Annotated in this window: 10 protein-coding genes; 2 read left to right on the forward strand and 8 right to left on the reverse strand. The window is 66.2% G+C overall.

The features are described 5' to 3' along the window. The first annotated feature begins 19 nt into the window (after positions 1 to 19). Entirely contained in the window at positions 20 to 1,153 is a 1,134-nt protein-coding gene (locus tag ACFYPH_RS31010) for a toprim domain-containing protein (protein WP_387186645.1), read from the forward strand. Here the strand turns inward: ACFYPH_RS31010 and ACFYPH_RS31015 are convergent. From ACFYPH_RS31015 to ACFYPH_RS31050, 8 genes are all read right to left on the reverse strand, one after another. After that, positions 1,147 to 2,454, reverse strand: a complete 1,308-nt coding sequence (locus tag ACFYPH_RS31015) for a PIN domain-containing protein (protein WP_387186646.1) — start codon at positions 2,452 to 2,454, stop codon at positions 1,147 to 1,149. The two genes, ACFYPH_RS31010 and ACFYPH_RS31015, sit on opposite strands and share 7 nt — an antisense overlap. A gap of 261 nt (positions 2,455 to 2,715) precedes the next feature. After that, the gene (locus tag ACFYPH_RS31020; RefSeq protein ID WP_387186647.1) at positions 2,716 to 2,901 is read right to left on the reverse strand and encodes a hypothetical protein; all 186 of its coding nucleotides are present in this window, start codon (positions 2,899 to 2,901) and stop codon (positions 2,716 to 2,718) included. Continuing rightward, positions 2,898 to 5,015 (reverse strand): N-6 DNA methylase, encoded by a 2,118-nt coding sequence (locus tag ACFYPH_RS31025; RefSeq protein WP_387186649.1) that lies wholly within the window; start codon positions 5,013 to 5,015, stop codon positions 2,898 to 2,900. Before ACFYPH_RS31025 ends, ACFYPH_RS31020 begins: the two co-directional genes overlap by 4 nt. A gap of 261 nt (positions 5,016 to 5,276) precedes the next feature. Next, positions 5,277 to 5,786, reverse strand: a complete 510-nt coding sequence (locus ACFYPH_RS31030; protein ID WP_387186651.1) for a DUF4913 domain-containing protein — start codon at positions 5,784 to 5,786, stop codon at positions 5,277 to 5,279. Beyond that, positions 5,783 to 6,898, reverse strand: a complete 1,116-nt coding sequence (locus ACFYPH_RS31035) for a hypothetical protein (protein ID WP_387186653.1) — start codon at positions 6,896 to 6,898, stop codon at positions 5,783 to 5,785. The genes ACFYPH_RS31030 and ACFYPH_RS31035 overlap by 4 nt, the downstream gene beginning before the upstream one ends. Before the next feature lie 48 nt (positions 6,899 to 6,946). Next, entirely contained in the window at positions 6,947 to 8,386 is a 1,440-nt protein-coding gene (locus ACFYPH_RS31040; protein ID WP_387186655.1) for a relaxase, read from the reverse strand. Next, entirely contained in the window at positions 8,383 to 8,808 is a 426-nt protein-coding gene (locus ACFYPH_RS31045; RefSeq protein WP_387186656.1) for a hypothetical protein, read from the reverse strand. The genes ACFYPH_RS31040 and ACFYPH_RS31045 overlap by 4 nt, the downstream gene beginning before the upstream one ends. Before the next feature lie 483 nt (positions 8,809 to 9,291). Next, a complete protein-coding gene (locus tag ACFYPH_RS31050; RefSeq protein WP_387186658.1) occupies positions 9,292 to 11,427 on the reverse strand; it encodes a CHAT domain-containing protein in 2,136 nt (711 codons plus the stop codon). A 458-nt stretch (positions 11,428 to 11,885) separates the two neighbouring features. On the opposite strand from ACFYPH_RS31050, the gene ACFYPH_RS31055 reads away from it, so the two are divergent. Next, entirely contained in the window at positions 11,886 to 12,539 is a 654-nt protein-coding gene (locus ACFYPH_RS31055; RefSeq protein ID WP_387186660.1) for a hypothetical protein, read from the forward strand. The last annotated feature ends 209 nt before the right edge of the window (positions 12,540 to 12,748 follow it).

Raw genomic sequence — 12,748 nt, forward strand, 5'->3', positions numbered from 1 at the left:
TGGATATCGGAGGTAGGCGATGGGCGCACCTCGACTCAACCAACCGACATCCCCGGTGCGCGGGACCGGGCTTGAGCGGCTGCTGGCAGCCGTCGACGCCGCGGTGACGTACTACCGAGCTCAGCTTGAGCACGCCGACGGCCCTCGCGCGTATCTCGCCGAACGCGGTCTTGGTGTCGTCGTGCAGCGGGAGTGGCCGTGGCGGGTCGGGTACGCCCCACCTGGATGGAGTTCACTGACGCGCCATCTGCGCGCGGTTGGCTTCACGGCAGAGGAGTTGGTCGGTGCGGGCTTGTCGACCCGCACCCGAGGGGATCCAGACCGACTCATCGACGTGTTGCGGGACCGGGTCGTCTTCCCGGTGCGCAACCCGGGCGGCCATGCTGTGGCGTTCCTCGGCCGCGCCGGCCCCGGCGCCGCAGATGGTGTGCCGAAATACATCAACAGCCCTGACACCGCGATCTACAACAAGGGGCGACTGTTGTTCGGTGTCGCGGAGCAGCAGGATCGCCTCAACGATCGGTGGGCGCCGGTCCTGGTCGAAGGACCGGCAGACGTCCTCGCAGTGTGGCTGTCCTACTCCCGGTCGCGCCGGGCAGGAGCGGTGGCTCTCGCGCCGTGCGGCACCATGCTGACCGACGACCAGGCCGCAATTGTGCGGGAGCTGCCTGGCGCTGCGCGGGGCATCGTGGCGGCATTCGATGCGGACCCGGCCGGCCGTGGTGCAGTGGACCGGGCCTGGCAACTGCTCCGCCAGCAACCCCTGCCCGGCCCGCTGCTGGCGGCTGAATTTAATGCCGGCGCGGACCCGGCGGACCTGCTGCGACGGCCGAACGGCAGGGCTCAGCTGCGGGCCGCCCTGCAACGGCAGGCACAGCCCATGCTCGACGTGGTGGTCGACCACCGCCTCGCCCGACTCATCGAACGGCATCCCCGGCTGTTGGAGGACATCGACGGCAGATGTGCTGCGGTACGGGTCCTTGTGCCGCTGCTGTTCGAGGCGACGAGCCCGGACGAGGCGATCGGGGCGGCCCGACGCATCGTCGCGCACACCGGCACCGGGGTCGACACCGTCGCGATCGCCGCGCTCGTATACCTGGAAGATGAGTTACAACGCCTCAGCCTGACCGCTTGCAATCACGCCGGCTATTGACCATTGAGGTCGGGCGAATTCTCAGGAGGCGACTCTTTCAGCGCTCCTACAACCGATTCCGGAACCTTAAAACCGTCTGCCTTTCCTGGCCTTTGGTAGCTTGCCTCGAGCGCCGCGTCGAGGCCTTCGGGAAGCAGTCCCAAGCCCTGAAGATATCTTGTGGAGTTGACGACTGGCTTCGTAAAGCCCACCAAGAGCCTATCCCTCGAGTACCCTGTCAGTTCGTAGACTTTGGCGCGAGGTATAAACCCAGATCCGGGCCCTGCCGCATAGCGGAGAACCTTCGCTTGACTCTCTGCCCCAATGCCCTCGAGGCGCAGCAGTAACGATTCGAGCCGACTGGGGGTCCAAGAAGCAGGTATTGCGGATGAAGAATCAGAAGTCGGGTCTGGTGTCTCGACATCGTCGATTGTGCTTTCATCGACGATTACACCGAACAGTCGACCAGCTACTTCAAGGAAATCAGGTCGCCGCAGCATGTGGAGATTAACGCCAGCGCGGTGGCGCATCTCTTGAATTAGCTCGATTCGAGCGGCTATCGGCTCGCCACTGACCTCCACGCGCCACCAATCCTCTTTCTCGTCGTCGGTTACGAATAGCAAGTCCTTCCCTGTCTTCGATGCGCGATCTATCAACTGCTCCCAGACGAGATAGTCACCCACTCCCTCCTCAACTTGCCCCTGCTTGTTTCCATCCATGAAGCCAGGTGGGATGCGCTGCTCGAAACGCTCACGCCCCTGCCGCACGTATGCCTTAAAATTATCGGGATCATAGGGTAATCCGACGCGAGACTCGAAAAGTTCCAGAAGCCGCTGCAGGATGGAATCGTCGTGCGCGCTAATCAAGGCCGCTTTGAGGTTTACTCCCCTACCTCCGTCATCAGAACTGACACGGGTGAGAACCCGGCGGAACGCCTTCTCAATATCTTGTGCTAGCTCGTCAGCCTCTGTCGTTGACATTGTGCGGCGACGCCAGGCCTTAATTTCAGCGAGTGCTTTCTTTTGAGCTTCACGGAGACCAGCTAATGAGCTCGTCGTAATAACTTCACGGATGACATTGTCGCGGTTCCTCCAAAACTCCGCCTGCACCTGGGCTGGCATGAAAAGGTTGCTGGACACCGCCTCAAGCACGTCGAAGATTTGACTTCGAGCGGTTGAGCCGCACTTGTACAGGTGGAGAAGGATATTGGTGTCGAGTGCGACGATTCCGCCCTGCAAAGCTTCCTCTATTTGGCTGGACTTGCGATCATCATAAATCTCGAACCCATCCCAAAGGCTATGCAACTCTTCGCCGTCAGGCATGATTAGCTCCAGCTATTGACCGATTCGCGCATGCGAGGTCGAGCTTACCGTAGGTGCACTTCGGCAGTAGCCCCTCGCGGATGGATTCGACCTATGGGGAGCTAGGCGAACTCTAGTGAAAGGCCAAGCGCCCACAAAATAGTGATATGGGATAATGCGCGGATGAAGCATCAGTTACACCCCGAGTCAGGTAACTCATCTGCCGCCGACCGAGTGTTACGGTCCGCCGCAGATGGCCTGGGCGTCCTGCCAGGTCTTGCCTCACAGCGTCCCGAGGATGCCGAGACCTAAACCGAAAGCGGTCGCGAAAGCAGCTCCGGCGGCCATGGTGGCCTCGGCCGCTGACGAGCCGGTGCTTGTCTTGAGCATCGCGGTGATGAGCGCTACGACGAGTGCCGAAAGGCCCACCACGAGGATCCACAGGTGGGTGCTGCTGGAGCTGCTCAAGAGGGTTCCTCTCCGTAAAGAACGACGGTGCCGTCGACGAGGTGCCGGGTAAAGGCTGTCCGGGTGGCACGGGCAGCGGCGAGCCGTCGGTCGATCATGGAAATCTCGTCGTCGACCAGTTGAAGTGCATTGAGGATCCGCCGCTGATCGGCGACCGGAGGTAGCGGCATCACCAGGTCGCCGAGTGTCGTAGTGCTCAATGAGGTGGTGAGCGACCGGACTGATCGGTCGCGGATGCGGGCCCGCACGACTGTCTGCGACAGGTACGCCTGCAGATAAGCGGGATCCAGCTCGGCCGGTTTGGTAACGCGCAGCCGGAGCAGGTTGCTGTGTGGCAGCCAGCCGGATTCGCTGGGGCGCACGATTGCCGTCTGTCCCATAGCTCCGGTCCGGACGTAGAGCACGTCGCCGGTCTGTAGCCGGTGCTGCTGCTCAACGGTGTCGAGGTCTGCGTCCGGTGCGTCGCCCGCCTCGATGAGGCCGTCCCGCAAATGCCGCGGGTGGACGACGGGCACTGCCTCCCGCGCGGTGCGCGCCTGGGACATCGCCCGTTTGATCGGGCGTGGCGGCACGCCGCTGCGGATCTCGCAGAGGTCGCGCAGACGATGCTCGGGCCAACCTTCATCGGTGCCCGTCGTGTAGGGGGGCAGGTCGAGAGCGACGGTCAGCGCATCCAGCTCCGCGCGCGCGGCATCCGCGGAGGCTCGCGCGAGCGTGCGGTCCTGGTATTCCGGCGGGTTGAGCGAGTACCCGTGGGCCCGGACCTCGTCCGGCGCGACCACGACGCTGAAGCCGGATTGTGGCTCGGCTGCCGTGAGCGTCGCCGCTATCGTCGCGATGTCCGCCGCGTCAAGGACGTACACGCCCTTCGCCTGAGGGCCGGACGGCCGGCCTAGATGGCGCGCGTCCACCATGTGTACAGGCGCGGCGCGGCCTATCGGCTTTCCCAGCAGCCAGACGCAGACGCCGATCGAGCTCCCTGGAAACATCCGCGCCGGTAACGCCACAACAGCGTGCACAGCACCCTGTTCGACGAGTTCACGGCGGGTGTCGTACGCCCGGGCACCAGCGGCGTACCCGGCGCCGTAGGGCATGAGCACAGCGGCACGACCGTCGTCGGCGAGCGCGGCGATGCACCGTCGCAACCAAATGGGCTGTTCCTTCTTGTCGAACGGCGGGTTGGTCAGCAGGACGTTCGCCCCACCCGATGGCGGCGAGGACGTCACGGCCAGTTCGGGGGTCGCACCCGTCGCCGCCAGCGACATGCCGGCAAGGCGCAGGTCGGCCGGATGTGGGTGCTCGGCATACATCTGCACTACAGCCTCGCCAGCGGAGGTCCGCCTGAACTCGGCCAACAGTTCACCGAAGCGAGCGAAGGGGTCGTAGACCGCTACTTCGCCCCGCACGTTGCGGCCGCTCAGCAGGGCGACCATGGTGCGGGCGACGCTTGTCGGCGTAGATATGACGCCGTCGCGACCGCGCGTCTCCCGCACATATTCGGCTAGAAGCTGGTGGTATGCGCCAGGACCGAGGTGGGCGCTAAGCACGACCACCTTGCGCACCGGCTCGAAGGTGCGGGGCCGCAGCCGCGTCGGCGGGGCATCCGAGCTGCTGAGCAGGTCCGGGTGACCGAGGGACGCGTCGACTGTGGCCACCACGAACCGCAGCAGCTTCCGGGCCGTTCCCGCATCACCGGCAGCGGGGAGATGCCGGGTCACCTGCACCCAGCGATCCTGGTCATTCAGGCGCAGGAACGCCAGGCAGAGCAGCAGGTAAAGGAAATCGGTCCGGGGCGCGCCACCGCAGACATCGGAAGCCAATGCGCGCAGTGATTGCGGGATCGGGTCTATGTCAGCGCGCGGGGCGGGACGTAGGCGCTGCCTGACCCGATCACCATAGGTGGCCACGACACTCTCGCCCGGCACCTGGCGGTTGGCGGGAACGCGCCGCCCGTCGAGCCAACCGATTACCTCGCCAAGATGGAACCGGTCGCCGCTACCGCTCACCGGCGGTGGGAAGTCGTCGTGCCGGCGCCATTGAGTGACGGCAGCCCTCGCGACTCCCGCGAGCCTGGCCACGTCTGCCTGAGAAACCGCTCTCGCAAAATCGTTCACGAGGCGAAGCTAAAGCCCAACCCAGAGGGCGTCGAGTGTGCACTCGACGGTGCGCCGGAATCTGTTAACAAATAAGGCTCAGGCATCGGGCATCTTGGACCTATCGACAGTGATCCTAGTCAGGCCATCCGGGATGATCCTGGTCGGCCAGCTCCGACGAACTGCCGCAGCTTCGGGAGTCAGCACGAACCAGCGGGACGGCTTGACTGCCGTCCCGCCAGCGCTGCTCTCGACCCCGCCGCTGCAGCACCCGATGCAGCGTCAGTCCCACCAACTCCACCAATCCTCAGGCGCGGGCTGAGTCGGAACCTCCGACGACGAGTGGTGTCGCGCCTCTCCGAGGTCGCTGCCCGCGCCGCAGTTGCGGAGAGGTCCGTCGTCGCCGTGCAGGATGGGTAGCTGGTGGCCGAGATCCCGCAGCCATGGCAGCATGCCGGTCATCTGTAGTCGCGCCTGTTCCCAGCCGTACCACAGGGCCGTCAGCCGTATGACCGCTTCGTCGTGGCGCCACCATTGCTCGCACCAGTGCCACCGGGTCATGCCGACCTCGCCGACCGGGCGCGGGAAGGTCGGCAGCAGGTAGGTGGTCACCCACTGCTCGACCGTCGAGTACAGCGGCGGCTGATCATCCCCGTCGCCAGCGTCGGCGCGTTCGGCTCGGGCCTGCTGCAGCTCGGCAACCTGCGCCGCCAGTCTCGCCACCTCGGCAGCGAGCTCGTCGAGTTGGGTAGCGGCCTCAGTGCTGGTCCGTTGCGACGTGGTGGCCGTCATCGTGTCCTGCCCCGCATCGGCACAGCGGTGACCGCTACCGCAGGTTGCTTCCCGGCGACTGCGGGGTTGACCTGGGCGACGCGAAGCTTTGGGAAGGCCTGTACCCAAGCCGGCGTCGCAAGCGTGTCAGCGTGGTGGACGGCAGCCGCAGAGGCGACGCTGTGATCGGCATTGTCGTCGTGGAGCATGCCTGCCGACTGCCCGGCTGCGTGCTCTTTAGCCGAGGTACGGGGATCGTCGATTGTCCCGCCGTCGCGGACTCCTTCGCCGCGCTCGGCAGCCGCCCGGCCCTGTAGGTCGCGGGCCAGGGACTCCTCCACGTGGCTCTGCGCGAGGCGGATCGCCTCTACCGGCTGACCGTCGGCGGCACCGACCCTGATTGCCTGGTTCATCTCTGCCGCAAGGTCGCGGAGCAGCTGCACCGGATCGCCAGCGGCGAGCTTCCCCGTGGCGCGCCACTGGCGCTGCAACTCGTCGAGAGCCTCCGGCCGGACGTACTCGGCCAGCTTCATCGCCTCCTGCCTGACGGCGGCGTCGAATTGGTCGACCATCGCACGACCACCGGGTGGCAGCGCTGCTGGACCGTCCGAGGTGATCCCCCGCCGGTCGGGCGTACCGCCGTGCGCGCGAGCTCCGCCGTGCGGGCGGTGACCTGCGCGGGTGTCGCGCTCCCAGATCTCCCGGGCGGCGGTACGCATGGCCTCAGGGATAGGTGTTCCGGCCTGCCGGTGGCGGTCGTAGGCGGCCATCAGGTCCGGGCGGATCTGCCGCAGCCGTTGCTCGGCGAACTCTGCTGCTCGTTGGGCTACCGGGTCGCTGCTGGCGTGGATCGTCGCGGTGCGCCAGACGGCGGCGGCTTCGGCGAAGGTGGCCTTGTTGACCAGCCAATCGCCGTCCAACGACGCTGCCATCCGCTCGCGGTCCGCTCGTACCTTCGCTGCCAGCCGGTCGGCTTGGCGGCGGGCCATCGCGGCGGCCTGGTCGCGTCGAGCCTCGCGTTCCCGTTCGGCGGCTTTGTTCTGGATCCCGACGGCGGCCCAGCGGGCGCCGGCCTCGCCGACGGTCGCCATCGTCGCCAGCCCTTGCATGAACTGTTGGCGGGTCTCGGCCATCGAGTCTTCGTGTTGCTGTGGGTGCGGCACGTGACCTCCCTTGCCTGCTCAGCGGCCGCGCCCGGTATGCCGGCCGCCTCCCACTGTCGGTACGGGTGTTGACGCCGGAGTTAGCGGCAGCGTTACCGCCCGTTGCCGGCCGCCGGCTACCAGCCGCAGTGCGTCGGCTGCGATCCGGGCCGCTTCGGCCTGGTGCAGGCGTTGCTGGGCACTCCTCAGCTGTTCGAGGGTGTCGGCGAGCCGCGCCAGGTCCATCACCAGCGCGAGGGCAGCGATCACGTCGTCGTCGCCGGAAACGCGGCCCAGGTGCGCTACCAGGCGCGACATGGCCCGCATTTCTTGGGGACGGCCGGTGGATTTCTGGACCCGCCCGTAGAGGTCCCTGGCCGCTCGGTCGAACACCTCGGCTGCCCGGTGCAGCGGCCCGCGCCGGTCACCCTCCACCGTGTAGGCCAGGCTGGTGAGCAGGTCCGCTGCGCCGACCGCGGTGGCCTGCGCTCGTCCGGGCGCGGCAGGGGCGTCGCGGCGGATGTCCTCGGCGGCCACGGTGACCACCTTGGCGGCCTGGCTCATAGCGTCGACCCGTTCGGTCCGGCCGACCCTCGGCGATGCCGGCAGCGGCGTGAGGGTGCCCCACCGCAGCCTCAGCTTTGGCAGGGTCATGTCCGGCGCCAGCCGGCCTCCGCCGAAGTACACCGGCTGCCCGCCGGCCGTCCGTGCGCCGGGGAGCGCCACCGCGTACCCGGTGATCTGCCGGGGATCGTTGCTGCTGCGCCGCAGCCGGACCAGGATTCCCGCCTCGCGTAGCCGGGCGAAGAACTCCTGCTGCGACCCGGCAGCAGCCACGGCCGTGCGGACCCGCCGGCGCAGCTCCTCGCGGGGCGTCTGGGCGCGGCCGGTGCGACGGGCCTTGCTGACCTCAGCGGGGTGTGGGCGGCGGTGCGCGGTGCGGTCAACCGGCGGGACCCGGCGGTGCAGGTTGTAGCGGCGGGCGACGTTGTACGTGGCCTTGACGCAGCGCGGGTAGTCGTTGCGCAGCCAGTTGGTACGGCCGTCTTCGCGCACCAGCGTGGCGACGATGTGTATGTGGTCGTCTGCGTGGCGCATAGCGATCCACCGCAAGCCCGGGTCGGTGGCGGTGGTGGCGACGCCGACCTCGGCGAGCATCTGCACCGCCATGTTCGCCCAGGTCGTGTCACTGACAGTGCGGTGCCGATCCTCGGGGGCGAGCCGCATGCTGGCGTGCCAGACGAACTTGGTCGGCGGGCGGTAGCCGGCGCGGACCGGCTGCTCCAGCATCGCCGTCAGCCCGCGGAGGTCCAACTTGCCGCTGGCGGTGACCTTCGGTTCCAGATGAGCAAGGGGGCCCGCGCCGTCCCAGGCAGCCACCAGGTGCGGGTCGACGTGCTCCTCTGCCTTGCCTGGGCCCCACAGGTAGCGCAGCAGGCCGCCGACCCGCGAGCCCCGCCGGTGCACCCGCGTGATCACCGCAACTTCCTGTCGATCCGGGAGATCACCTCGTCGAGCCGGGCCACCGCCGCCTCGCAGAGCCGGATGGCCTCGGCGGCCCAATCGGGCAATTGGCCGGTGGCGTTGAACGCCGCAGCAGCCTGGTTGACGTTGTTGCCGAACATCACCACGGCGCGGCGAGCGGCGAACAACTCGTGCTGCAGGTCGCGCAGGTCGCCGGTCGCGGCACCGGGTGCCTGCGCCGCATAGGCGGCGGCGACCGCGGCCTTCGCCGCGTAACCGGTCGCGGTCAGCTGCGCGATCGCCGCCGCTGCGTCGATCGCTGACTTCTCCTCGTCGGACAGCCTGAGCAACACGGCGTGCGGGCGAGCGGGCGAGCGGGCGAGCGGGCCGATTGTGGGCACGATGGCGGGCCTTGCGGCGCGGGGCAGGCTGCTCACTGTCCATTGACGCCACTGTGCGCCCCCGGCGTTGCCGGCCGCGTCAACGACAGCGGCTACAAGGTCGGCCAGGCCGACGCGGCGGGCGCCGCCCGCTCCCATTGCCGATCTGCGACCGCACCCGGTCGCAGATTGATAAGCAATGGCCATATCTTGCTCTGCCAGTCCCAGCCCGGTCGAATCAACTACCCCGGCGGCGCGCGTCCTGGGCAGTCACCAATCAACGGGCCCCGGCGCTCGCCGCAGACCAGGATCCGATCAGCCTTTGACGGATTCGGACGCGGCCGACATCGGGACCGCCGGCACCCGGCGTGACTGTCGGAGTATGGCACCGACCACGGACGGTTCCAGATCTAGCACAATAGCCGGCAAGCCGGGCATTTGGGGCTAGGCCCGGAGATGATCGATCGGGCCGTGAATCGATGCACACGGCCCGATCACTCGTACGAACCACCGATGCGGCACCGTCTCGGCTGCGCAATGTCAGGCAAAGCCGGCCTCACCGAAGGGGTCGTCGAAGTAGATCAAATCAGGCCGGCCGACGAAGACATAAAAGAATGACTCGGGTACGTAACCCGGACGCTTTAACCAGTTTCGGACCTGCAGTCCAACTCCCATGGATTCCGCCATCTCGCACAGCACCGTCTCAGTGTCGGAGTATATGTGCCCTCGTCGAAGGCGACCAACGGACCAGCGTTCCATGAACTCAGCGAGAACCGACGAGCCTGATTCGGTGCGGCTCATTCCCCAATCGTGTAGTGAGCGCGAGCTCCAAAGCACATCATTGATCGCATTCGACGTTTGGGTGCGGTGCCAGACCTCGAGAAGGTTGGAATGAGATTCCCGACCCGCCAGCACTTCGCCGATATAGACGAAGAAGCGGACCATCAGCGTGGCGTTTTGGCGAACATCGACCGGGACTTGGGTGCCCAGAACGGCCAACGCGCCTTGCCGAAGCAAAAGATCAGCAACGCCCACGACAGCCCGGCCACGAGGGGCCGTATAACAGGCACTCAGGATGACCACTGGTGGCACCTCGTCCAGTTCCGGTCCGAGGCACAGGTCCTCCCCGATCACCAATGCGGCGATATTACTATCGCGTGAGAGCGAGCCATGTGCGCTGATTACGAGAATGTCAGGTTTATGGGCTTTGATGGCAGCTCGCAGTTCGGCTATTGACAAGGCCTCAATTCGCTCAAGCTCCACCAATGGCGCCTGCCCCGCAAAATACTGTTCCGAAACGTCCCAGCCCTGACGGGATGCGACTCCGACCGGATCAGATGTTGGGATGCATTCGGCCACGAGAACCTTACAACGGCGCCGAAGGATGATACCGGGAGATCTGCTTAGTTCCAGCTGAAGCGTACGGGTCAGGGGCATAACAGGCCGGTATGCGATGGGAACGCGCGTCATCAGTGGAGCGCTGTCAGACGGCAGGCGCAGGAGGCCGATCGGAAAGTTCGTGTAGGCGTGAATCATCGATGCGCGACTGATGGCCGTGAGGACACCCGGAGTCCAGGACACGTTGGCTGCATGGTTGAGCTTCTCAAGCATCCGCCACACCTTGGCGCTGTTCACAGTCCCCTCAAAATGCCGTTCGAGCTCGGCCAGTTGAGTGAAGGCGTCCTGCGGGACCTCGGGCAGGGGAATCCCGATGCCGCCTCGTCCGACCGCTCTCCGGGTGACGACGAGTTCGATCGCCGCTCGTTCTGCCAGGGAATCGGGTCTCGTCCCGATCTCCAGTGACCACGTGTCTTCAGGATCGAGAGGAGGCATTCGACGCACCCGCGACCGTGCGCCCGCGCTCAGCGCCATTCGCGAGTAGCTAGCGGGGACGCCCGGCATCGACACTGCGATGACGGGCGAGAACCGCTTGAACTGTTGGGCAATTGTGTCGTCCCAGCGGGCACTGGCTTCCTCTGGTGTTGCGCCCGCTTGATCGAGTGCGTTCGTCGCCGCATTGATCAAGAGAAGGCGGATTGCTTCCTTCACGAGTGAGTCGATTTCGGAGTCTGTTCCGATTTCTGCCCACGGTTTATCACTGTATTGCCTTGCCAGCCACCGTGTCGGCAGGGCCGCCGGCGCCAGATCAAGTCGCCCGGGCAGGTTCGGTTCACGTCCGAGGTAGGGCTGGTTGGGCAGGTGGTGCCGATGAATCTGGCGCCAGTGTTCGCGGAGAGATTCGTCGGACAGACGTGAGAAGCCGATCGCGGCCAACGCAAACCCGAGGCTCGCCGAGATGGGTGCGACCTGGTCGAGTTGATCATCTGGACAAATGACCAGCATCGGCTGCGTTGCCTTGGCCAAGGCACGGACGCGCATTTCGGTGAAGAGATTCGTCGGCATGAGGAGGATGTCATGCGAGAGATCGAGACGCTGCAACGCGGTGATGACCGTCGCCGGCAAGTCGAGGAGTTGAGTCAGGTCGTTCGGCAGGTGAAGGCAGTACCAGAGCGCAGGCAACGCGGCCGCGACTGCCCCGTCGAGGTGGTGGGGAACGGTTCCCGGCTCGCCCGCACCGAACGGCTCCCACCGTATGGGCTGGTCCGAACCCTCCTCGTCCGTATTAAACAGGACGACGTAAAGCGGTCGTTGTGCCCAACTCGCCGAATTCTCCACGACTTGATTATCCCCTCTGCCGTGCCGCTAGTGGCATCCGGCCGGTGCCGCCCTCGAGACGCTGCTCAGCGATTACCAGCGGGTGCTCGGCCTGACCACCCTGATACCTACCTGCCCGCCACAACCTCGCCTACTTGGGTGGTGAGGCTGGAGGCCCAGCCCGCGCTGACCACCGGCTTCGAAGAACTACTTGTCGACCATCTGCGGGTACTCCCCCCCCCCCAGCTATCCCGCCACTCCGACTACCAGCCCCAGCCCTGCCCACCAGCGCAGGCGGGCGAACACGTACAAGCGGTCGGTGATTGCGTCCGGTCAGATGCCGGCGAACTTCCACCGATCGAATACGCTTTCCTGCCAATAACCGCCGTCGGCGTAGGAGGTCCGGTCTGTAGTCTCCGTACGTTCGTCCGTGTGGCGTTGCCGGTCGGTCCACCGGCGGACGGGCCAGGGTCGACGCCATGCAAGATTTCCTCACGGTGCTTGTCGGCCCACTCGTCGGTGGTGTGCTCACTCTGGCCGGTGTCGGATGGAATCAGCGAAGTAGCCGACGGCAGCAAGAGCGGGCCGACCATGCCGCCGTGAACGACAAGATCGAGATGGTAAGCGGCGAGTTGATCGCTGCTGTATTCGATCTTCGCATGGTGATGGCGACGCAGCAGCCGCAGTGGAACTCATGGCCGCCACGCCTGATGGCGCTCGGTCGCGCCTTCGTCGAGTACCAGGCCGGCCGACACAGCTCGGGCGGGGCGCACGGCGCGGCGATGGCCAGCCGTGTGGTGGAGGCCTTCCACGAACGGTCGAAAACGGCGGCGGAGACGGTGCTTGGCGTCCCGGTCCAGCGACTCACGACGGCGATCAGCCGGGCGGTACTGCTACCTGATGAAGCCGTCACCGCCGCCGCGGCGGAACTCGGCGTCGTCGCGATGGAGGCGATGGGCGCATACGCGGAGGACAGCCTGTACCGGCCCAAGGCCGCAGCCGCCCGCCGGCTGGCCGCCGACACCGCGCTCGAAGAGGCGGTCGGCGCCCTGACCCAGGCGGTACGGCAGCGCCGCGACCAGCCGCTGACACCAAAGCGCCAGCGGTGGTGGCGGCGCCGCCGATCCGTGTAGAAGCGGACCTTCAAACCTGCTCCGTCACGCCGGTACCGGCGAGCCGGTTGAAGAGGCGTCAATCCCAGCGCGACGGAAGGCCTGCGACAGCAGACAGCGCGCTGCCATACGCTCGCACCTGAGGCGACAGGCTGAGAATGGAGAAGGCATGGACGGAGAAATCTGGGGCGAGGCGAACGTGACCTACCCCGACTGGAAGGGCACGGCGC

Origin of the sequence: Micromonospora sp. NPDC005252 (assembly GCF_042872475.1) — a bacterium.
Classification (GTDB): domain Bacteria; phylum Actinomycetota; class Actinomycetes; order Mycobacteriales; family Micromonosporaceae; genus Micromonospora.

Coding starts and splice junctions, on each gene's coding strand:
- ACFYPH_RS31010 (WP_387186645.1), top strand. CDS start 20: ATGGGCGCACCTCGACTCAACCAACCGACATCCCCGGTGCGCGGGACC.
- ACFYPH_RS31035 (WP_387186653.1), bottom strand. CDS start 6,898: ATGGCCGAGACCCGCCAACAGTTCATGCAAGGGCTGGCGACGATGGCG.
- ACFYPH_RS31015 (WP_387186646.1), bottom strand. CDS start 2,454: ATGCCTGACGGCGAAGAGTTGCATAGCCTTTGGGATGGGTTCGAGATT.
- ACFYPH_RS31030 (WP_387186651.1), bottom strand. CDS start 5,786: ATGACGGCCACCACGTCGCAACGGACCAGCACTGAGGCCGCTACCCAA.
- ACFYPH_RS31055 (WP_387186660.1), top strand. CDS start 11,886: ATGCAAGATTTCCTCACGGTGCTTGTCGGCCCACTCGTCGGTGGTGTG.